This is a genomic window from Enterococcus sp. DIV1090 (genome assembly GCF_050537975.1).
Taxonomy (GTDB): Bacteria; Bacillota; Bacilli; order Lactobacillales; family Enterococcaceae; genus Enterococcus; species Enterococcus faecalis.
In genome coordinates this window covers 250999-272051 of sequence record NZ_CP172917.1, presented here as the reverse complement: position 1 = coordinate 272051, position 21053 = coordinate 250999, and the positions used below count along the sequence as shown (strand labels likewise).

Sequence of the window (21053 nt, the reverse complement as noted above, 5' to 3'; positions counted from 1 at the left end):
CATGATATACTGTATATACAATATATACGAAAGGTGGGTTACTAGTGGAAATCAAAGAAAGAAAACTTAGAAAAGTTGGGAATTCTGTTGTTATGACATTGTCAAAAGAGTTTCTAGAAAGCATTGGTGCTACTGCGACAGACACCGTTTATGTAGACGAAGAAAAATTAAAAGATATTATTGTTAAAAAAAATATGTCAGAACATCAAAAAAAATTACAACAAATGATGGAGAACTCAAAACAAAAACATAATGAGCTGTACAAAGAATTGGTTACTAAATGAAAAGTATTTATTATTTATCAGCGGATGATCTATTTCAAATTAATACTTTCTTGATCCAAACGTATTCTCCCGCAGAACAAATTGGCATCAAAGATCGTAATGCATTAGAAATGGCTAGCAACCAACCAGCACAATTCGTCTTTGACGTTGACCTGTACCCAACAATTGAAGAAAAAGCAGCTATTTTAATGATTAACATTGCAACAAAGCATTGTTTTTACAATGCAAATAAACGGACAGCTGTAATGGCAACCGACTTATTTTTACAATTAAACGGTTATGATTTCCAATTAGATACGCAAGAAGGCGTTGATTTATTGGTTTTTATTGCTACTTATAGATCAGATTTTGATCAGTTGAAAAACGATGTATCAAAAGTAATCAGAGCTAAATTAAATCATACTTCTTCTCACTAATTTCATCAAGGAAATATAAGATGGATGTCGTTTTCAATTGTAAAATTAAGCGTCTAATCCAAATAAATTTAATAACAAAAAAAGAAGCGAGAAATCTCGCTTCTTTTTGTTATTTTTGATAAAGTGTGGTTCCTTTTACCACACTGATTTCCACCGGTGTCTGACGAGCGACAAAAGCCGCCGCACATTCTGCTTCAGTGAGTAAGTAAGTTGCTTCAGCACCAACTTGCGGCCAATTTGCTTGCCCTTGTTCGTCTAAAGTTGTGACACCATCTGTCACTAAGCCCAATAATTGGGTTAAAGCATCTTGATCTTTCACATTAAAAAGTTCACCTAAACGAGCCAATTTTTCTTGTAATGAACCATCACCATAGGGAGACCAGCAATCGTAGATATTGTCACAACCAAGATGAACATTGACTCCATGACGTAACAATTCCATAATTGGCGGAATCGTATTAGGTGTGATTGGCACGCTGGAATTAATATGAATTTTTTCTGCTGCTAAAGCATCATAAACTTCGTCACGTTCTTCACCAATGAAATCATTTAACCCGAAGGCATGGCTGATAAATACTTTGTCTTGTAGGCCATATTCTTTAGTTAAACGGATAATTTCTTTAATCGTTGTTGTCCCAGCTTCGTGACGGTCATGTAAATGAATATCCACACCGACACCATGTTTATCTGCTAAGCGGAATGTTTCAGCCAATGATTTTTTGTAATCACCATCTAGTGAATAAGGATCCACGCCACCAATAAAATCGGCGCCTTTTGCCAATGCTTGATCAACTAATTCAACGGAATCTGAACGCAGTAAGCCGTGCTGTGGAAAGACGACAATTTCTACCGCAAATGGTTTCGTTTGGGCCAACGCTTGGACTTCATCAAAATAACGTAAGTCTGTCATCGGTTCCACGTCGACATGTGTTCTGAAAGCTGTCGCGCCATGTGGTAATTCTAAGTCGATTAAATGGTTGGCGCGTTCAGTTAAAGAAAGTTCTAAACTATCTAAATAAGGAATTTCTGCTTCGACACGTTCCACAATTGACTTCGCTGGCGTCACTGGATACCACGGAACGCCTAGTTTACTTTTATCAAAGTGACAATGTTTTTCAATCAAACCTGGTAAAATCAATTGATGGTGACCATCAATAATTGTCAACCCAGGTTCTTCTACCAATTCTTCATTGGGGATGATTTTCGTAAATACTCCATCTGTTACTTCAATTGCCACTTCTTTGGTTACTGTCCCAGATAACCAGTCACCTTCTTTTTGATACCCTGTTTCAATTCGAACATTTTTTAACCAATAATTCATGCTTTCCTTCACTCCTACCTGTATTTATTCCTTCCCGAAAGGACACAATACTTAGTTGTACTGTGCTAAAATTTTACTAATTTCCGTATAACCTTTTTGCTTGGCATAGTCCATTGCTGTTCGACCAGAATTGTCTTTAATGGATTGATCCGCACCATTTTCCATTAACAATTTTACAATATCTTGGTAAAGTTGGTTCCCTTCACGTAACCCCACTGCCTCAATCAACGCTGTATAGCCAAAGTCATTTTGGAAATCTATGTCTTCTCGTCCATCTTCTAACAAGAGCTTCACATTGTCAATATGTCCTTTTTCAGCTGCCGGAATTAACGCATTGCCACCGTAACGGTTATGCTTATTTAAATCTGGGGTCGCATTTTTTAACATATACGCTAAAATCTCCGTACGTCCTTGCGCTCCCGCATAAAGATAGGGACTATCACTAATGCTATTTTGCAGATTAATATCGGCACCCCGATCAATCAACGCTTTTGCAATCTCAATGTCATTATTGTGCACAGCGATATTGAGCGGTGTGTTGCCTTCTGTGTCGACTTCATCCACTTGATAAGTAGTATTTTGTAAAATTTCCTTGACCTTCTTCGTATCTCGTTGATTAGCTGCTTCTAAAAGCGCACCCACTTCATAGGTCTTCATCGGTTCTTTCACTTCCTCTTTTGATGTTGTTTGAGCCACCGAACGGGTTGTACTGGTGCTTTCAGTTTTTGCACTACTTTGAGTAGTCACCGTTTGACTATTTTTTGACGCTGCGGAGGGTGTTTCTCCTCCTTGACACGCAGCAAGTAATGGAATGGTCACGACACTTAATAGCCCCATTAAAATTTTTTTGTTCATTGTGCTCAACTTCCTTTCCTCGAGAGAAATATGAGATTTTTCTCCAGTGGTTCTAATCTAACGAATCTTTTTTTATTTGTCGATTAAAACGCTTTCTCTGTTTTCTATTTTAAAAAGAGAGAAACCAAAAGAAGTCGAAACTTTTTTTGGTTTCCATTCGTATGTTTTGTTCTTAAAAGGTAAATTCAGGATTAAAAGTTCCTTGGTATGGTTCATGTTCCACATAGACTTGGATATCGTTTCCTTCGTTATCTTTACCCATTCGTGTGTACGTAAAACGATTATCATTCAATTCTGTTAATTCTAAGACAGCACCATAGCGATTGGTTCCAATCGAAACATGGGCACGGAATTTATTTTGATTTCCTACTTTAAAGTAGCCATAGTCGCCACGAGTTTCACCAGTTTGTAAATTGAAAAATTCATATTTGCTGCTATCTTGGTCAAATTTCGCTAAGCTGATAAAGTTTTGGTTGGCCGAAGTTACGTCATTGCCATCTTTATCCACTACTTTTGTGCCATTCCAAAGAAGTTGCGGTGTCCCATCAAAGGAAGTTTTACCAATAATTTCATCCCCTTGTCGATTTACATCAATCTGGCCTGTTTGTTCTGTCATGGCACGGCGTCCATTCGTGAATTCTAGTGTTCTGGGACGATTATTGGGGTATGGCTGCGGACGACCATAAACTGGTCCTGAGGTTGCTTTGTTTTCTACGAAAACTTCAATATCATTTCCGTTTTTATCTTTCCCCATCTGTCTATACGTAAAAGTATCTTGGTATAAAGTTCTAAGTGGGTATACACCTTGATAATTTTTCGTTTCCGAGATAAGTACCAGACGAGAAACATCTGTAATACCAGCAGTCATAAAGAAGGTTCCTTCATCTCCTGTTGATTCTCCAGTCTCTTTATCAAAAAATTCATAGAAACTAGTGGTTGCATCAAACTTAATTGCATGTAATAAATCCTGATTTTCAGCGGTTAAGTCATTCCCATTTCGATCATAAACGCGTGTTCCAGCCCAATCTTTTTCTGATAATCCTTCATCTTGCCGAATACCAACCGAGCGTAAATACTCAGGTAAATTCCCTAAATTATTGGGATTGTCTACGCTTTGAGGAACGTATGCTTCTGCCGTCAAAGCCCCTCCTGCTCCACCAACTAATAACGCACTTAAAGCCAACAATGTAATTGTACCAACGATTTTTTTCTTCATAAGCTACTACTCCCTTTCCCTCTTGATAATTTAAGGATAGCAAGTAGTTATTAACTCCACCTGTCCATAATATGAACAAATTATTAAATAATAATTATTATAATTATCTTAATAATAATATTTAATTGTAACTAATAACAATTTATTTATAGAAGAGAAGAAAACAAAAGAACGTTGGGGGACGTTCTTTTGTTAAATGAGAGAGAAGACAAGAGACTTTTAGAAAGTAAAGGCTGGATGATATGTGCCTTGGTAAGGTTCATGTTCTACAAACACTTGAATATCATTACCAGCATTATCTTTACCCATTCGAGTATACGTAAATCGATCATTGTTTAGTTCCGTTAATTCTAGCGCCGCGCCGTAACGATTCGTCCCTATAGATACATGGGCCCGAATCTTGTTATTGTCCACCACTTGGAAGTACCCAAAGTCGCCGCGGGTTTCACCTGTTTGTAAATTGAAAAATTCATATTTACTTGTGTTTGGATCAAATTTCGCTAAACTAATGAAATTTTGATTGGCCGCTGTCACATCATTACCGTTTTTATCTACGACTTTTGTGCCATTCCACAAGGTTGTTCCTAAAATTTTATCCCCTGATTTATTTGTCACAATTTTGCCAGTTTGATTGGTTAATGCTTCACGTCCATTTGTAAAAGCTAATTTTTTCCCATGATAAGGAATGTGTTCCACGTAAACTTCAACATCATTCCCCAGTTTATCTTTCCCTAAACGTTTGTAAGTAAATTTGTCTTTACTCACTTCGGTTAAATCCACTACGGCTTGATAATTTTGTGTCCGCGAAATTAAAATTCGTTTTGTGCCATCACCTGTCACAAAAAATGTTCCTTCGTCACCACGGGTTTCCCCAGTATTTTTGTCGAAAAACTCGTAAAAACCGGTTTCACCATCATATTTTGCTAAACCAATAAAATTAGCATTTTCTGCCGTTAAATCATTACCAGCAGCATCATAAACTCGGGTTCCTTGCCAGTCCGTGCCAGATAAAATCTTAGTCGCCTTGTCGCCTCTTGTTTGGCCATTGTTTTGATGTTTGCCTAAATTTGCCGTAGCACTATTTGGATTGGTTGCATGACCTGCAAATGCTGGACTTGCATAACCTGCTATAAGTAACGTACTTAATGTTACTAAAGTAATCGAACTTAATACTTTCTTTTTCATAAAGCATCGCTCCTTTTCTTTGATAAACCTATCTTAACAAACGATTCTAAACTACCACTGTCAGAAAAATGAACAATTTATAAACGATTAAAAACAACTATAAACTATTTTTTTGTTAAAAATGAAGCGGTCAAAAGAATCCTTTACTTCCTTTTGACCGCTTCATCCACTCGTGATTGACTAATTAGAACGTGAAGTCTGGCGTAAAGTCTCCTTCATATGGTTCATGTTCCACAAAGACTTTAATTTCTTTACCATTGTTGTCTTTACCCATTCGTGTATACGTAAAACGTTTATCATTTAATTCTGTTAATTCTAATGCAGCTCCATATTTATTGTCACCAATTGAAACGTGAGCACGGATTTTGTTATTATCAATTACTTGGAAGTAACCAAAATCTCCACGTGTTTTACCCGTTTCTAAATCAAAGAATTCATATTTACTTGTTTTATTATCAAATTTCGCTAAACTAATAAACATTTTATTTGCTTCAGTAACATCGTTACCGTCTTCATCTAAAACTTTCGTGCCATTCCATAATGTAGCCCCTAAAATGTCATCCCCAGGTTCACTGGTAACAATCTTGCCAGTTTCTGTTTCTAAATCTTTACGGCCGTTCGTAAAGGTTAATTTCTCGTCAGAATAAGGGATATGTTCTACAAAGACTTCTACATCTTTCCCGTCTTTATCTTTACCCATTCGCTTATAGGTAAATTTATCTTTCGTTACTTCCGTTAAATCAACCACTGCTTGATAGTTTTGTGTATCCGAAATTAAGATACGCTTTTCGCCATCATCTGTCACAAAGAATGTGCCTTCATCGCCACGGGTTTCACCTGTTTCTTTGTCGAAAAATTCATAAAAACCTGTTTCACCATCATATTTTGCTAAACCAATAAAATTAGCATTTTCTGCTGTTAAATCATTATTATTTTTGTCGTAAACTTTTGTGCCTTGCCAATCAGTACTGGATAAAATTTCTGTTAATTCTTGTCCTTTTGATTGCTCTTTAGCTGCTTCTGCTGAACTAGAGACTGCAGTGCTTGAGCTAGCTGCACTTGATTTATCTGTTGCAGAGTTGGCTCCGCCAGCACAGCCTGCAATCAACAACGTACTAAAGGTTAATAAGGTAAGCGCACTAAAAACTTTTTTCTTTTTCATGGTTGGTAATCCCCTTTTTCTTTTTGATATATTTAGAATAGCAAAGCCTTATAAACTCCTACTTGCCGAAAAATGAACAAATTATAAACAAATGAAAAAAAGTTAATAACAATACTAGCTTTTTTTTGTTCACTTGTAATACACTATAAGTAAGAAATAGATTAAAACCACTAGGAGGGACGCTTTTGACCATTAAACGCCGCTTTTTTATTTCTTATATTAGTGCCATCATTATTACTTTAGCCTCTGTTTTAGCTGTTTTATCCTTAGCTTCTTACATCACATTAGGAACTGTCCCCAGTTTGCCCCAAGCTTACCGAATGATGAATAAGCAACGACCATTGACCGCTAACGAAGAAGAAAGTTATTTGGCCTTAGATCAACTGTTAAAAAAGTCACCGAAATTACTAGATACACCTTTGAGTAAAGAATTAAAGGAAACGATTCAAACAATTGAGGCAAAAGGATTAAGTGTGATTATTCGAAAGAATGCACGGTTTCCTTATTATTCGGATAATTTAGTAGAAAAATCTTTGTCTGTACATATTCCAAACTACGAAATGAATAATATTATGCCAACTGGCACACTGGATAATGCAGGGCGTCTATATCATTATGTCAAATCCGATTTTCATTATTTAGATGGTTCTAACGGGAGCTTTATTGTCTTGAAACGCGAAAGCAGCCTTTTTGAATTCTTCACACGCTGGATTATCTGGATGATTTTGTTAATTATCCTTGTAGCAATTGCGGCAGCTTGGCTCATTAATAAGCGCTTAACCAAAACCACTATCGAGCCATTAGAAGCATTAGAAAAAGCGACTAAAACATTGGGTAAGGATGCCCAAAAAGAAAATCCATTTACACCAACTAGCCACCAAACCGTCTCAACAGAAGTCAAACAGCTCCAACTTAGTTTTGAACAAATGTGGCAAGATTTAGAAGAAGCCAATGCGGAACGCGAAAAATATGAAGCTAATCGGAAAGAATTAATTGCAAATATTTCTCATGACTTAAAAACACCAATTACTTCTATCATTGGTTACGTTGAAGGTTTGATGGATGGCGTTGCCAATACTGAAGAAAAAAAACAGCGCTATTTAACGGTCATTCATGAAAAAAGTTTAGGCCTCAATGATTTAATTGAAGAATTATTTTTGTATTCTAAATTAGACCTAGACCGTGCTGTCTTTACAATGGAAAAGACCAATTTCACTCGTTTTATTGCACATATTCTTGAAGAATACCGTTTGGAACAAGAACTCGTGATCACTTCTGTACTTCCCACCGAAGCTTTATACGTTCAAATGGATCCCACGCAGATGAATCGCGTGATTACCAATCTAATTCAAAATAGCATTAAATTTGCGGATCCCACTAAAGAACAACTAGCCTTTACGATTTCTTTAACGCATAATCAAACAGACTTAGTTTTAACCATTACAGATAACGGCATTGGTATCGATAAAAAAGAATTACCTTATTTATTCGAACGCTTCTATCGTGTAGACAAATCTCGAACCCCAACAGTTAAAGGAAGCGGCTTGGGATTAAGTATTGTCAAACAAATTATTGACTATCATCAGGGAACAATCACTGTCACAAGTAAAAAAGGAGACGGCACCAACGTGATAATTACGCTGCCGTTGTTGGAGGATGAAAAATGAAACCACATGTATTAATTATTGAAGATGATCCAAGCATTGCTGATTTGCAAAAAGATTATTTAGAAATTAACGATATGACTGTCACAATTGAACATGATGGAAAAAAAGGATTGGAAGCAGCTTTAAATGAGCCCTTTGATTTAATTATTTTAGATGTGATGCTGCCAACTATGGATGGTTTTGAAATCTGTCGTGCAATTCGAAAAAAAAAGCAAACGCCGATCATGATTGTTTCGGCTAAAAAAGAAGATATTGATAAAATTCGTGGGCTTGGCTTAGGTGCTGATGATTATATAATCAAGCCGTTTAGTCCCAATGAATTAGTCGCTCGAGCAAAAGCCCATATGAACCGTTATCAATTGCTAAGCAAAGCAGAACAACCACCACAATTACTAAAAATCAATGAAATCGCTGTCGACACTGCCGCCCACAAAGTGTTTGTTTTAGAAAATGAAGTTATTTTTACAAGCAAAGAATACAAATTGTTGGTTTTCTTGATGGAACATCCTAATCGCGTGTGGAATAAAGAAGAACTTTTTGAAAGTGTCTGGGGATTTGATGCCTTAGATACTGAGGTTTCGACTGTCGTTGTTCACATTAAACGGATTCGGGAAAAATTAAAAAAAGCCAATCTTTCTGACTCTCCAATTGAAACACTCTGGGGAAGTGGCTACCGCTTCAATCGATAAAGAGAGCAAAAATAAGTCGGAGCCTATTTCTAGGCTCCGACTTATTTTTTTATTAATTTACACGAGAAAATTTTTGATAAAGTTGGTTGAAAACAATCATAAATTGTTCAATTTCTGCCATTGTATTGCTTTCATCTAAACTAATGCGCACAGCGGAAGTCGCCAATTCCCCAGGCACATGCATGGCATACAAGGTGCTACTAGCCATTTTTTTTCGGCTAGAACAAGCACTCGTAGTCGAAATATAAATCTGTTTTTCTTCCAATGCATGGACTAGCACTTCGCCGCGAATCCCTTTCAAAGCAAAACATAAAATGTGTGGCGCAAAATGTTCATTATCTTGTGAAAAAACAGTCACATTTTGAAATTCTTCTAGCGCCTTTAATAAATAACTCCGTAATGTCGCCACATGTTGCGGCCGTTGTTGTTCGTTCTCTAAATGCAAGCGTAACGCTTTGGCCATTGCCACAATTGCTGGTACGTTTTCTGTCCCACTGCGTTGGTTGTTTTCTTGCCCGCCTCCTGTTAAAAGCGGCGCTAAACGTTTTCCTTGTTTCCAATACATAAAACCAATGCCTCGTGGTCCATGAAATTTATGTGCAGAAAACGTTGCAAAATCCACCCGATCCGTTAACCACTCTGAGTAATTAACTTTCCCAATTGCTTGAACCGCGTCTACATGAAAATGAATTTTAGGAAACTCCGCTAAAACCTCGCTGATTTCTTTAATTGGTTGAATCGTTCCCACTTCATTGTTGACTGCCATAACAGAAACCAAAATCGTTTCTTTTCTAATTAATTTCTGTAATTCCTCGACTTTCACACGACCTTCTTTATCCACTGGCGCATAAGAAAGTTCAAAACCTAGTTCGACTAATTGTTCCGCTGTTTCTGTAACTGCTGGATGTTCCACTGCAGAAATAATAATATGATTACCAAATTCTCGTTTTTCGATTGCCGTTCCTTTTAAAACCCAGTTATCTCCTTCAGTTCCGCCACTTGTAAAATAGATTTCATTTGCTGAAACATTGATTAGCTCCGCAATCTGCTTCCGTGCTTGTTGTAAGAGCCGATTCGCTTGGTTGCCTAAGTCATGCAGACTAGACGGATTGCCAATAATCCGCTGACTGGTTTTTACATATGTATCTAAAGCCTGGGGGTAAATCGGTGTAGTTGCACTATTATCAAAATAAATCATTTGTCACCCTTCTTTTTTAAAATTCTTTCCCATTATATACTTTCTAAAGTATCACTTCAAGTCACCACCACGCCATAAAAAACAGAGGCTTGTCTGTCGACAAACCTCTGTTTAGTGATTGTTTAATTAAATTGCTGTTAAATTAGGGTTATTGATATTTTTAAAATAAAAATCTTCGATTCGTTTGAACGCCCCTGGCTCAACAGCTTCCAATGCCGTTCCAATTTCATCTAATGCATCTTGATAACGGAATTCTGTCGAGAATAAATACATGCTTTTATCTAAAGCCGCTCGGATGTTCTCGTGAGTATGACGATAGCGGTTTGCATATTGCATCATTTGTTCTGTCAGAGCTGCTGCATTGACTAAATCTTTTGTTTTCTTATCTAATAACTCTAAATCATCTTCGCATAAGTCACACAAACGATTGATTTCATCCATGTTAATGCGCATTTTATTTAAGGCTCGGCTTAAATCTTCAATTCGATCCGTTGCCACATAGAAAAATTCTAAGTAATCAGCAGACAAACCTGGTAATCGTTGCTTTTCAACATATCGTTTGATACTCCGTAAACGGAATTCGTATTCGTCGACTTTTTCTTGAGCGACTTTTTCGCCTTTTCTTAGTTCTTTCAATGAAGCATCAATTTCTAATTGTTGATTTTCAATATCATCTAAAATCTTATAGCATTCTTTATAGAACGCTTGAATTTCAGAGTAAGGAACGGTATGTTCTTTCATTCGAGGTTCCAAATCTTTTTGACGGCGAATAATTTCTTCAATTTCCGTTTGAAAACCACGACTACGTCCTAGCTCGTTGTTGTTTAAGGTATAGCTTTGTGATACATGGTCCAATTCAATCATTAATTGACGGTTATTTTTTAAGGAATGAGAAATATAATCGTCAATAATTTTTTGATTGGTCACGACATATTTCTTCGCTTCAATCTCACGTTCCATCACTTCATATAATGCATCAATCGCCGTTGCTGTGTCGCGATTTGCGACCTCTACTGCGGCAATCTCTGTTTTCTCTAAATCAGCCATTGAATTCTCGACACGTTTTTTCGCATGTTGAATTTCTTCAGCAAAGTTTTGTTCAGGGAACACGTAATCGTCAGCTAATAATTGGTTGTAGCCTTCTTCGATTTCTTTTAATTGATCTGGGAAAGTTTCATTTAATTCTTCATACATTGGTGGAATCCGTTTCATTAAGTCTTCCAATTCATACGTATGACGTTCCGCATCTTCTAGGACTTCTCGAGCCTCGATTGGGTCCCCCGATGTATTTAGTGTGACAAATTGTGTGAATTCAATTTCGACGTTTCTTAATTGTTTTTGGATTTCGGAGTAAGCTGGACCAAAGCTAGCTTTATCATCTTTTAGTGATTTACTTAATTCTTCATAGACATCCAAAGCTTTTTGAACTTCCAATGAATTGCGCTCTTCACTTTCACGTAATTCTTTCAAGCCATTACGAATGACTTCCACTTCGGCTTCCATTTCGGTCATCGTTTCATTCGCTTCCACGACTGCTTTCTTCGCTTTCATGAAACGGAAAATTTCATTTTGATTTTCGACTTCATAAATTTGACTCTCTAGTTCGGCGAAAGAACGCGTCGATAGTTCTACCCAACGTTGATTCCATTCACGGAAACTATTTTGACTCTGTCCAACTAGATGCATTTTTTTAATGTCATCGATTTCTTCAAAGACTGGCAAGTCAAACAGGGCTTCTTTACGAACTTCTAATTCATCTAATTGTTCTTGATTTTTTTTGCGCATAAAATAACCAATTAAGTATAGCACCGCAGCAATAATAACGATTACTAGTACTAAAATGATAATCCAATTATTCTTCATTTTGGCTCCTCCGATAATTTTTCTATAATAAAAGAAAGGTTGTTTGTTCTCTTCACACGGTTATCTATTGTTCCTGACCCTTGAAAAAGGGCATTCTTGCAGAAATACCTATAGAAAATTATAGCACAAACTGTATATTCATTCACTAGTTATAACAAACTTTTTTAAGAAAACCCGCGATCTTCTTACGAAGGGGTTGATTCACTGCTTTCATCGATCCGATTTTCACTAATTTTTTTACAAATATCACTTAGTTGTGTTAAGAAGGCATCCGCTTGACTTTGATCCATCCCAAAGTGTTCATCGCGCATCGCCCAAACTTCTAGCCCAGCTTCTTTGGCAGAAGCAATGCCTTTTTCTGAATCTTCAATGGCTATACATTCCTGTGGCGCAACAGCTAATTCTTGTAACGTGTGCAGATAAATATCCGGCGCCGGTTTACTTTCTTCGAAATCTTCCCCACTCACGACCGCATCAAAATAACTACTTAATTGCCCCACTGTCAAAACCTCTTCAATTGCGTCTTTTGTGGAAGAAGAAGCTAATCCGATTTTATAGCCTTGTCTTTTTAAAAATTGTAAAACACGTTTCGCATTTTCATCAAGCACAGCTAAATAATCTATCGGATGCGCTTTTTTATAGGCTATGTATTGTTCATTTAAAAAAGCAATATCTAGCTCTTTTTTGTTGACTTGTTCAATCTTTTGCCATAATGAACGCATATCCGCACCGACTAATTCTGGCAAGGTTAGGCCCTCAATGGTCAAATCAAATTCCGCTAAAAATGCTTTACGTCGCTCATAATAATAAGCTTCGCTATCTACTAGGACACCGTCCATATCAAAAATAATGGCAGTTTTGGATTCTGTCATACTATTTAACTCCTTCGTTACGACTCATATCTTTACAGTTTAACAAAATTTTAAGGAAAAATGAAGAACAAATATTTTCATGATTTCCTAACTTTCTGAAAATAAGTGGTTGCTTTTCTAAATGTTTTTCGGTATCCTTTTACTAATCTACAAATGAGAAAATAATTAAAAACAGGAGTGATAAACGTGAACGTAGTTAAATTCGGCGGTAGCTCGCTAGCATCAGCACCACAGTTACAGAAAGTCTTACAAATCGTCAAGGAAGAGCCGCGCCGAACGTTTGTCGTTGTATCCGCTCCTGGAAAGCGAACCCCGCAAGATATTAAAGTGACTGATTTATTGATTCAATACTATCAGCGCTACTTAAATAATGAGGAAATTGAATCGACAATCTCTGCCATCATTCGTCGTTATGAAGATCTTTTTGATGAATTACACTTGGATAAAGCAGTTTTAGCTGATATTGCTATTTCGATTCGCCAATTAGCCACTTTACCAAAAGAAAACAATGCTTTTTTATTTGACTATTTTTTAGCTAGCGGCGAGGACAATAATGCAAAAGTTGTTGCCAGTTTTTTCAATCAGAATGGCTTAGATGCTCGCTACATTAGTCCAAAAGAATTAGGTCTCCTAGTGACACCTGAGCCAGGCAATGCCCGCATTTTACCAAAAGCTTTAGAGAAAATTAGTGCCTATCGTGAGACTCAACAAATCTTGGTTATTCCAGGTTTCTTTGGTTATACAGAAGCCGGCGAAATTTGTACTTTTTCTCGTGGCGGTTCCGATATCACAGGGTCCATTGTTGCCGCAGGTGTTCAAGCAGATTTGTATGAAAACTTTACCGATGTGGACGGAATTTATGTCGCCCATCCTGGAATTATTGAACAGCCTCAAACGATTCAAGAATTGACCTACAGAGAAATGCGGGAGTTAGCTTATGCAGGATTTGCCGTCCTCCACGACGAAGCTTTAATGCCTGCCTATCGCGCAAATATTCCAGTCGTTATCAAAAATACTAACAACCCACATCATCCTGGCACCCTAATTACCACTTCTCGCAAAGTGAAGCATGCCCCTGTTGTAGGAATTGCTAGTGATCAAGGGTTCGCAAGTATTTACATTAGTAAGTATTTAATGAATAGAGAGTTAGGTTTTGGGCGACGGCTTTTAGAAGTACTAGAAAAATTAGCCTTAAGCTATGAGCATATGCCCTCAGGAATTGATGACATCACAATTGTTTTAAGAGAAGACCAGTTAACAGCTGAAATTGAAAATAGACTGATGGCTCAACTCCAAGAAGTTTTAGCGCCTGATGAGTTACGCATCACGCATCACCTTTCCATGATTATGATTGTCGGGGAAGGCATGCGCCAACGAATTGGGGTTACTGCTGAAAGTACAATGGCGTTAGCCAAAGAAAAAATCAACTTAGAAATGATTAACCAAGGATCTTCGGAAGTAAGTATTATGTTTGGTATCAAAAAAGAGCAAGAGGAAAAAGCCATCAAAGCCTTATATCGGACGTTCTTCCATGATTAATAAAAAAGACGAATGAGTTTTCTCATTCGTCTTTTTCATTGGTCTCAGTAATTTTCAATTGGCGTTGAATTTCCGCTTTAATTTTAGCTTCTGGCGCAAAATCTTGTTCCCAATTTTCAGGTTTTAATACTTTATTTGTTTCCGGATCATAATGTGGCTGCCCATCTGGAAATAATTTCCCCATATTGGCTTGATGAACGATTTCAATAATTTTTGTTGGATTGACGCCCATTAAGCAAAACGAACCATAAGTAAAATACAATAAATCAACTAGTGCATCCACTTCCTCCACTAAAGGATCAGATACTGATTTGCCTTTCGCCAAGACTTTCTGCTCTGCTTTATCGACAGATTTTTTTAATCCGTTGACCAATTGTTGAAAAAGCACTTGATCATTATTAGCAGCACTATATAAAAATTCCACAAGTTCTTCGACTTTAAACTCTGCTCGTCGACTGGCTAGCTCTGGCGAAAAAGCAGTTGGTTGCTCTGGTTGTTGTGGATTAAAAACCTCGTGGAAGGCACAAGCCATTTCATAAGGGGATTGCTTTTCAGACATTCAGCTACCTTCTTTCTCAAAATAAATCTAATTGTTTTGGATTCAAATCATCGTAACTCAAATTCAAGACTTTTTGCATCTGTAGAGCGTTTTCTGCGGCATCGCCGCCAGAATTATTATTAAAAATTACGCCCACTTCTTTAGCTTCTTGCGACATTTTTAAAACAGCTTCGCTTAAATCAGCGATTTCCTGCGTATTATAATGATAGAGGGTTCTTTTTTTACGCCACTCTGCATCATTGGCTAACCAGCCAGCCGCATTACGTCCGTGAAACCGGAAGAGCACGAGATTAGGATTCGTTACATACGGATAAAAGGGCACTGGATTCGTAGGAATCTGCGGTTCATCTACAATCACAAGTGAAAATTGATTTTCTTTCATAAATTGCAACATTTGTTTTACAAAGTTTGGTTGATACCATGAATTATTTCGTAATTCAATGGCGATGGGTAGGTCTTTAAACCAGTGACGAATTTTTTGCAAGTAAGCGACATTTTCTTTCGTACAACCAAATGTTCCTGAAAATTGTACCAGAAAGGCAAATAATTTTTTACTTTCAATTAATGGGGCCATACTTTCTAAAAAAGCGGTGATCATTTCTTCTTCACTTGCATAATAGGTTTGCCACTCACCTTGACAACTGATTCCACTATAAACTTTCATGACAAAGCGAAAGTTTTCGGGAACTGCTTTGACCCATTCAGTTACTCGTTCTTTGGGAGGAATCCCGTAATACGCCGTGTCCATTTCAACTAGCGGTAAATGACTGGCATATTCATAAAGCGTGGCCCGTTTTTTTCCAGTTAAATAGTCGTGTTCACTAAAAGATGTTAATCCTAAGCGAATCATGTCCTTCCTCCTCTGCGTAACTTTTTATTTTTCTAAACCGTCATCTCAACTTAGTTGGTCCAATCGATATTCGCTTCACAATAGGTTTGACCATCAATCCGAATCTCATGGCGCGTTTTCAACTGATTTTCTTGTTCGACAATTTCGTAATGACTTTCGACTTCTTGGCCATATTCTACTTCTTTATCAAATTTCACAAGAATTTTTTTCGGTTGATGCGTTGTTAAAAAGTCATACCCTAACACATCCAATAACCAATTAAAGTAAATCGCATTATTAACATGTTGATTGCCATCAATATCAAAAAAACGCACACGATAAGGTAAAAAGTTCCCCTCTGTGACCTTTTCAATTTTTTCATGGCGATAAATTTTAGTGATTTTTTCAGAATCAAAAGGTGCAATAATTTCTGGTAACACACTACTGATTTTCCGATTTTTTTGATCCATTAAGACAAAGGTTGATTTCACAAAGACACATTCATTGCCTTCTTCATCATGAACCCAAAAGTTACGATAACAAAAATATTTGTTATAACTCATAGCTTGCGTTGTAATTGCTACTTTTTCACCAACTTTTGGTAAGCGGTGAATCTCTATTTCATAATTGGTGATGACCCAGCCTAGACCAAATTGAGCGACATAAGCCGCATCTCTTCCTAGTAATTCTGTTTGTTCTTCTGATACTTTAATGACAACCGCTAACAAAGCCGGTATCTTCATTGCACCAGTAAAATCGCCGTCATAGTAGGCAACTTCATAAGAGGATGTATGTTTTTTTCCCACGAAATAATCTCCTTTTTCCAATGGCTACTTTCGTGTCATTGTTTCTTCTTAAAAGTATACCACGTGATTTCTTCAATTGCGATTCCGAATGAAAAATTAACAAAACTTTGAAAAACACTATTATTTATATTATTTAAAAACATTCTTAATATTACTTAAAAAATATTGTTTTATTTTCAAAAATAACATTTCTTATTATTTGTATCCGAAAGATTATTATGTTATATTCCTATCTGTAAGCGCATACAAAATAATTTTTTAGGAGGTTTTTTTCGTGAAAAAGAGTTTATTAACAATCGTCCTGGCTTTTAGTTTTGTTTTAGGTGGCGCTGCATTGGCCCCTACTGTTTCGGAGGCTCATGGTTACGTAGCAAGTCCTGGAAGTCGTGCTTTCTTTGGTAGTTCTGCTGGTGGTAACTTAAATACAAATGTTGGTCGTGCACAATGGGAACCTCAAAGTATCGAAGCGCCCAAAAATACGTTTATTACTGGTAAATTAGCCAGTGCAGGTGTCTCAGGTTTTGAACCCTTGGATGAACAAACAGCTACTCGTTGGCACAAAACAAACATTACAACAGGTCCCCTTGACATCACTTGGAACTTAACTGCCCAACATAGAACTGCTTCTTGGGATTACTATATTACTAAAAATGGCTGGAATCCCAATCAACCATTAGACATTAAAAACTTCGACAAAATTGCTTCAATTGACGGCAAACAAGAAGTTCCTAATAAAGTTGTTAAACAAACAATTAATATTCCGACAGACCGCAAAGGTTATCATGTCATTTACGCTGTCTGGGGCATTGGTGATACGGTGAACGCCTTTTACCAAGCGATTGATGTGAACATTCAGTAAAAATACTCACATCTTAAACTAAATTAAAGGAGTTCTCAAAAAATGAAGCTAAAAAAAATAATTCCTGCTTTTCTCCTTCTTTCAACCGTTGCAGTTGGCTTGTGGTTAACGCCTACTCAAGCTTCTGCAGATGCTGCGGATACGATGGTAGATATCTCTGGCAAAAAAGTGTTGGTTGGATATTGGCACAACTGGGCCTCAAAAGGACGCGATGGTTACAAACAAGGAACATCAGCATCACTAAACCTTTCAGAAGTAAATCAAGCCTACAATGTCGTACCAGTTTCCTTCATGAAAAGCGATGGCACGACACGGATTCCTACGTTCAAGCCTTATAACCAAACGGACACTGCCTTCCGACAAGAAGTCGCACAATTAAATAGTCAAGGTCGCGCAGTTTTATTGGCACTTGGTGGAGCAGATGCACATATCCAATTAGTCAAAGGCGATGAACAAGCCTTTGCGAATGAAATCATTCGTCAAGTGGAAACATACGGCTTTGATGGTTTAGACATCGACTTAGAGCAATTGGCGATTACTGCTGGCGACAACCAAACCGTCATCCCTGCTGCATTGAAAATAGTCAAAGACCATTATCGAGCACAAGGAAAAAATTTCATCATTACGATGGCGCCAGAATTCCCTTATTTAAAACCTGGTGCCGCTTATGAAACATACATTACTTCCCTAAATGGTTATTATGATTACATTGCCCCACAATTATATAACCAAGGCGGCGACGGTGTCTGGGTTGATGAAATTATGACTTGGGTTGCTCAAAGCAACGATGCTCTAAAATACGAGTTCCTCTATTATATGTCTGATTCATTAATCCATGGCACGCGCGGCTATCTACAGATACCAAACGATAAATTAGTCCTTGGTTTACCAGCAAATCGGGATGCTGCTGGTAGCGGCTATGTCGTTGAGGCTACCCCTGTAGCCAAAACTTTTGATCAGTTAGCAAAAGACGGTAATCCTATCCGTGGCTTAATGACTTGGTCTGCAAATTGGGACATTGGTCAAGATGTCAACGGCAAGTCCTACAACAATGAATTTGCGACACGTTATAGTAACCTCGTAAAATAAAAGCTATTTTGAGACAGAACACCGCATTTGGTTCTGTCTCTTTTTAAATTTTACTCACCTGTCTTTCAATAATCCAAACAATGTTCTCTCGCCTTCTAACCAATTAATTTTAAACCAATCACAGAAACAATGATTAAAAAAATAAAAAATATCCGGCGTAGGTCTTTTGATTCACCTAAGAGCATTCCTAAGATAGCGCCTCCTGCTGTACCAATTCCTGTCCAAACCGCATAAGAAACGCCCATCGGTAATTGTCTCATCCCTAAATATAAAAATAAGAAACTACCACTAAACGCTAGAATTAAAATTAACAATGAACGTAAGTCTTTTTTTGTTGTAAATAATTTAATTGAACCTACGCCAAAGATTTCAAAACAGCCTGCAATAACTAAGTATAACCAACTCATCTTGTTTCCTCCTCTTTATTTCCAGTTACCATTTTTAAGCCAATTACACCTATTAATAACAGCAACAGAAAAAGAACTTTTCCTATGCCCAATGGTGTGTGGAATAAAAAATGATCTGTCACAATAGTTCCAGCACTACCTAAGCCGACAAATACAGCATAGGCTGTGCCAACTGGCAATTCCTCTCCTGCTTTAATCAGCGCATAAAAACTGATAAAGATTGCGATTACTGTCCCTAAAATCTCCCACCATGTTGTACTATGCTTCATACCAATGACCCAAATCACTTCACAAAAAGCGCCAAAAATAACTTTTAACCAAGCTTTACTCATCTTGTTTTCCTTCCCTTCCAAACAAAAAAAGTGCCAACAAACAGTTCAGCTATGGCCTAAGAACTGTTCATTAACACTTTAGTCGCAAGCATCCGGCGATGTTTACGAAAGTTTATGTATTAAAATATCTCAGGCTATTATATTCTTATTTTTTTAAAAAATCAACTAAAAAATAATAGTTCGAATTCGAGACATTTCTTTTGCATTTTTAGGACTAATCATTTAAACTTACTTTTAGTAAGTTAATTAATTAAAAAATTATTTTTCTTTTAGGAGGATTTTTATTATGAATACACAAATTTTAGGTTTACACCACGTCACTGCCATGACTTCAAGTGCTGAAAAAATTTATCACTTTTTCACCGATATTTTAGGTCTACGTTTAATTAAGAAGACTGTCAACCAAGACGATATTGAAACATATCATTTATTTTTTGCTGATGATGCCGGCTCTCCCGGAACAGATATGACTTTCTTTGACTTTCCAGGCTTACCTAAAGGAACCAAAGGAACCAATACAATTTCTCGTACTTCCTTCCGTGTAAAAGATGATGCTGCTTTGGATTACTGGGTATCACGCTTTAATGAATATGCAATTGATCATGGAGAAATTCAAGAACGTTTTGGTAAAAAGTATTTAGAATTTGAAGACTTTGACAATCAACGTTACCAACTTATTTCTGATGAAAAGAACCAAGGTGTCGCAGCCGGCACGCCTTGGAAAAAATCTAACGTTCCTAGTGAACATGCTTTAATCGGCTTAGGTCCAGCCTTTGTAACTGTCGAAAATTACGAACATCTGCAACTAGTTTTAACTGAAGTTTTAGGATTCAAATTGATTGATGCTGAAGGTAGTTTCCATTTATTTGAAGTTGGTGAAGGTGGGAATGGCGCCAGCATCATCGTAGAGCATCGAGAAGATTTGCCAGCGGCTCAAGAAGGCTACGGCAATGTCCATCACTTAGCCTTGCGCGTTGCCGATGAGGAAGCACTACGTTTCTGGATTGAAAAAATTAATCGTTTGGAATTTCCTAATTCTGGCTTTGTGGAACGTTTTTACTTTAAATCTGAATATTTCTTGGCAGCAACACATGTTTTATTTGAACTGGCAACCGATGGTCCTGGATTTTTAGAGGATGAAACCTATGAACACGCTGGCGAAAAATTATCATTACCGCCATTTTTAGAACCAAAACGGGCAGGGATTGAAGAATTTGTGCGTCCTTTCGATACTTCAGATGCGAATGTTCAACGAAATTAGTATTTTTTCTAGGAGGTTCCTATGATTCATTACAATAGTAACGAGTTATCTGCAAAAACAGCGTATAAATTTTTATCAGGAAGTATTATTCCTCGGCCAATCGCTTGGGTTACAACACAAGATACAGCTACAGGTATCGTCAACGCTGCTCCCTTTAGTTTCTTTAATGCGGCGGCAGCTGAAATTCCTTTAGCAACGTTGTCCATTTTACGACCAGACAAAGAGCCTAAAGATACGGCACGAAACATCTTGGCTACTAAAGAACTTGTCATCCATTTCGTTAACGAAGACGTTCTTACTCAAATGAATCAGACTTCGGCACCTTTAGCAGCAGAGATCAGTGAAATTGACACATTTGGGATTGAAACCATTGCCAGCCAGACTGTTGCTGTTCCAGCAATCAAAGCCGCGCCGATTCGGATGGAAGCTCGCTTACATCAATATGTACCTATTGCTAACCATGAAGGTCAAATTATTACGGATTTATTCATTGTAGAAATTACCGATTTCTATTTTGATTCAGCCGTTTTCGATGAAGAACATCAGTACATTTTACCTGAAAAACTCCAACCGATTGCTCGTTTAGCAGGCAATGATTATACAACATTGGGCGAAATCCGTGAAGTTCGCCGCCCAACGTAAAA

At 37.3% G+C, this 21053-nt stretch carries 22 protein-coding genes; 9 read left to right on the top strand and 13 right to left on the bottom strand.

Annotated features, from left to right (window positions below):
- Positions 1-44: 44 nt before the first annotated feature.
- Together IGL48_RS01420 and IGL48_RS01415 are read left to right on the top strand one after the other, a co-directional pair.
- Positions 45-284, top strand: coding sequence for an AbrB/MazE/SpoVT family DNA-binding domain-containing protein (locus tag IGL48_RS01420; protein WP_002358371.1), 240 nt, complete (start codon positions 45-47; stop codon positions 282-284).
- On the top strand, positions 281-700 hold the full coding sequence (locus IGL48_RS01415; protein ID WP_010824370.1) for a type II toxin-antitoxin system death-on-curing family toxin: 420 nt from the start codon (positions 281-283) through the stop codon (positions 698-700). Before IGL48_RS01420 ends, IGL48_RS01415 begins: the two co-directional genes overlap by 4 nt.
- A 109-nt stretch (positions 701-809) precedes the next feature.
- Here IGL48_RS01415 and IGL48_RS01410 read toward each other — a convergent pair whose 3' ends face one another.
- The 5 genes from IGL48_RS01410 to IGL48_RS01390 all read right to left on the bottom strand — a co-directional run bounded on the left by IGL48_RS01410 (position 810) and on the right by IGL48_RS01390 (position 6439).
- Entirely contained in the window at positions 810-2021 is a 1212-nt protein-coding gene (locus IGL48_RS01410) for an amidohydrolase family protein (protein WP_002392486.1), read from the bottom strand.
- Between the two features lie 51 nt (positions 2022-2072).
- Entirely contained in the window at positions 2073-2876 is an 804-nt protein-coding gene (locus IGL48_RS01405; protein WP_010824369.1) for an ankyrin repeat domain-containing protein, read from the bottom strand.
- 172 nt (positions 2877-3048) lie between these two features.
- Entirely contained in the window at positions 3049-4092 is a 1044-nt protein-coding gene (locus IGL48_RS01400; RefSeq protein WP_010824368.1) for a DUF4822 domain-containing protein, read from the bottom strand.
- Positions 4093-4311: 219 nt separating this feature from the next.
- Complete coding sequence (locus tag IGL48_RS01395; protein WP_010824367.1) at positions 4312-5277, bottom strand: DUF4822 domain-containing protein; 966 nt, start codon at positions 5275-5277, stop codon at positions 4312-4314.
- Positions 5278-5461: 184 nt separating this feature from the next.
- Positions 5462-6439, bottom strand: a complete 978-nt coding sequence (locus IGL48_RS01390) for a DUF4822 domain-containing protein (RefSeq protein ID WP_002358366.1) — start codon at positions 6437-6439, stop codon at positions 5462-5464.
- Between the two features lie 323 nt (positions 6440-6762).
- On the opposite strand from IGL48_RS01390, the gene IGL48_RS01385 reads away from it, so the two are divergent.
- Both IGL48_RS01385 and IGL48_RS01380 read left to right on the top strand, forming a co-directional pair.
- Positions 6763-8106 (top strand): sensor histidine kinase, encoded by a 1344-nt coding sequence (locus IGL48_RS01385; protein WP_002385380.1) that lies wholly within the window; start codon positions 6763-6765, stop codon positions 8104-8106.
- Entirely contained in the window at positions 8103-8795 is a 693-nt protein-coding gene (locus IGL48_RS01380; RefSeq protein WP_002355236.1) for a response regulator transcription factor, read from the top strand. The genes IGL48_RS01385 and IGL48_RS01380 overlap by 4 nt, the downstream gene beginning before the upstream one ends.
- A gap of 52 nt (positions 8796-8847) precedes the next feature.
- Here IGL48_RS01380 and IGL48_RS01375 read toward each other — a convergent pair whose 3' ends face one another.
- The 3 genes from IGL48_RS01375 to IGL48_RS01365 form a co-directional block, all read right to left on the bottom strand.
- Positions 8848-9993 (bottom strand): cysteine desulfurase family protein, encoded by a 1146-nt coding sequence (locus IGL48_RS01375; RefSeq protein WP_002355234.1) that lies wholly within the window; start codon positions 9991-9993, stop codon positions 8848-8850.
- Positions 9994-10119: 126 nt separating this feature from the next.
- Positions 10120-11856 carry a septation ring formation regulator EzrA gene (gene ezrA, locus IGL48_RS01370; protein WP_002355233.1) on the bottom strand — a complete coding sequence of 579 codons (1737 nt, stop codon included), beginning with the start codon at positions 11854-11856 and terminating at the stop codon, positions 10120-10122.
- 185 nt (positions 11857-12041) lie between these two features.
- Positions 12042-12728 (bottom strand): HAD family hydrolase, encoded by a 687-nt coding sequence (locus IGL48_RS01365; RefSeq protein WP_002355232.1) that lies wholly within the window; start codon positions 12726-12728, stop codon positions 12042-12044.
- Positions 12729-12914: 186 nt separating this feature from the next.
- Between IGL48_RS01365 and IGL48_RS01360 the strand changes: the two genes are divergently transcribed.
- A complete protein-coding gene (locus IGL48_RS01360; protein ID WP_010824365.1) occupies positions 12915-14267 on the top strand; it encodes an aspartate kinase in 1353 nt (450 codons plus the stop codon).
- Between the two features lie 22 nt (positions 14268-14289).
- Here IGL48_RS01360 and IGL48_RS01355 read toward each other — a convergent pair whose 3' ends face one another.
- Genes IGL48_RS01355 through IGL48_RS01345 form a run of 3 tightly spaced genes read right to left on the bottom strand, consistent with a single transcriptional unit; the run spans position 14290 to position 16461 of the window.
- Positions 14290-14826 carry a cof family protein gene (locus tag IGL48_RS01355; RefSeq protein ID WP_010824364.1) on the bottom strand — a complete coding sequence of 179 codons (537 nt, stop codon included), beginning with the start codon at positions 14824-14826 and terminating at the stop codon, positions 14290-14292.
- A 16-nt stretch (positions 14827-14842) separates the two neighbouring features.
- Complete coding sequence (locus IGL48_RS01350; protein WP_010824363.1) at positions 14843-15676, bottom strand: DUF72 domain-containing protein; 834 nt, start codon at positions 15674-15676, stop codon at positions 14843-14845.
- A 50-nt stretch (positions 15677-15726) separates the two neighbouring features.
- Positions 15727-16461, bottom strand: coding sequence for an acyl-ACP thioesterase domain-containing protein (locus IGL48_RS01345; protein ID WP_002355227.1), 735 nt, complete (start codon positions 16459-16461; stop codon positions 15727-15729).
- Positions 16462-16735: 274 nt separating this feature from the next.
- On the opposite strand from IGL48_RS01345, the gene IGL48_RS01340 reads away from it, so the two are divergent.
- Entirely contained in the window at positions 16736-17320 is a 585-nt protein-coding gene (locus IGL48_RS01340; RefSeq protein ID WP_002355225.1) for a lytic polysaccharide monooxygenase, read from the top strand.
- Between the two features lie 42 nt (positions 17321-17362).
- Positions 17363-18409 (top strand): chitinase, encoded by a 1047-nt coding sequence (locus IGL48_RS01335; RefSeq protein ID WP_010824362.1) that lies wholly within the window; start codon positions 17363-17365, stop codon positions 18407-18409.
- 95 nt (positions 18410-18504) lie between these two features.
- Here IGL48_RS01335 and IGL48_RS01330 read toward each other — a convergent pair whose 3' ends face one another.
- Both IGL48_RS01330 and IGL48_RS01325 read right to left on the bottom strand, forming a co-directional pair.
- Complete coding sequence (locus IGL48_RS01330) at positions 18505-18816, bottom strand: DMT family transporter (protein ID WP_002355223.1); 312 nt, start codon at positions 18814-18816, stop codon at positions 18505-18507.
- Positions 18813-19169, bottom strand: a complete 357-nt coding sequence (locus tag IGL48_RS01325) for a DMT family transporter (protein ID WP_002386054.1) — start codon at positions 19167-19169, stop codon at positions 18813-18815. Before IGL48_RS01325 ends, IGL48_RS01330 begins: the two co-directional genes overlap by 4 nt.
- A gap of 265 nt (positions 19170-19434) precedes the next feature.
- Between IGL48_RS01325 and IGL48_RS01320 the strand changes: the two genes are divergently transcribed.
- Both IGL48_RS01320 and IGL48_RS01315 read left to right on the top strand, forming a co-directional pair.
- Positions 19435-20409, top strand: a complete 975-nt coding sequence (locus tag IGL48_RS01320; protein WP_002355221.1) for a ring-cleaving dioxygenase — start codon at positions 19435-19437, stop codon at positions 20407-20409.
- A 21-nt stretch (positions 20410-20430) separates the two neighbouring features.
- Positions 20431-21051, top strand: a complete 621-nt coding sequence (locus IGL48_RS01315; protein WP_282853071.1) for a flavin reductase family protein — start codon at positions 20431-20433, stop codon at positions 21049-21051.
- The last annotated feature ends 2 nt before the right edge of the window (positions 21052-21053 follow it).

Coding starts and splice junctions, on each gene's coding strand:
- IGL48_RS01415 (WP_010824370.1), top strand. CDS start 281: ATGAAAAGTATTTATTATTTATCAGCGGATGATCTATTTCAAATTAAT.
- IGL48_RS01410 (WP_002392486.1), bottom strand. CDS start 2,021: ATGAATTATTGGTTAAAAAATGTTCGAATTGAAACAGGGTATCAAAAA.
- IGL48_RS01405 (WP_010824369.1), bottom strand. CDS start 2,876: ATGAACAAAAAAATTTTAATGGGGCTATTAAGTGTCGTGACCATTCCA.
- IGL48_RS01400 (WP_010824368.1), bottom strand. CDS start 4,092: ATGAAGAAAAAAATCGTTGGTACAATTACATTGTTGGCTTTAAGTGCG.
- IGL48_RS01395 (WP_010824367.1), bottom strand. CDS start 5,277: ATGAAAAAGAAAGTATTAAGTTCGATTACTTTAGTAACATTAAGTACG.
- IGL48_RS01390 (WP_002358366.1), bottom strand. CDS start 6,439: ATGAAAAAGAAAAAAGTTTTTAGTGCGCTTACCTTATTAACCTTTAGT.
- IGL48_RS01385 (WP_002385380.1), top strand. CDS start 6,763: ATGAATAAGCAACGACCATTGACCGCTAACGAAGAAGAAAGTTATTTG.
- IGL48_RS01380 (WP_002355236.1), top strand. CDS start 8,103: ATGAAACCACATGTATTAATTATTGAAGATGATCCAAGCATTGCTGAT.
- IGL48_RS01375 (WP_002355234.1), bottom strand. CDS start 9,993: ATGATTTATTTTGATAATAGTGCAACTACACCGATTTACCCCCAGGCT.
- ezrA (WP_002355233.1), bottom strand. CDS start 11,856: ATGAAGAATAATTGGATTATCATTTTAGTACTAGTAATCGTTATTATT.
- IGL48_RS01365 (WP_002355232.1), bottom strand. CDS start 12,728: ATGACAGAATCCAAAACTGCCATTATTTTTGATATGGACGGTGTCCTA.
- IGL48_RS01355 (WP_010824364.1), bottom strand. CDS start 14,826: ATGTCTGAAAAGCAATCCCCTTATGAAATGGCTTGTGCCTTCCACGAG.
- IGL48_RS01350 (WP_010824363.1), bottom strand. CDS start 15,676: ATGATTCGCTTAGGATTAACATCTTTTAGTGAACACGACTATTTAACT.
- IGL48_RS01335 (WP_010824362.1), top strand. CDS start 17,363: ATGAAGCTAAAAAAAATAATTCCTGCTTTTCTCCTTCTTTCAACCGTT.
- IGL48_RS01330 (WP_002355223.1), bottom strand. CDS start 18,816: ATGAGTTGGTTATACTTAGTTATTGCAGGCTGTTTTGAAATCTTTGGC.
- IGL48_RS01320 (WP_002355221.1), top strand. CDS start 19,435: ATGAATACACAAATTTTAGGTTTACACCACGTCACTGCCATGACTTCA.
- IGL48_RS01315 (WP_282853071.1), top strand. CDS start 20,431: ATGATTCATTACAATAGTAACGAGTTATCTGCAAAAACAGCGTATAAA.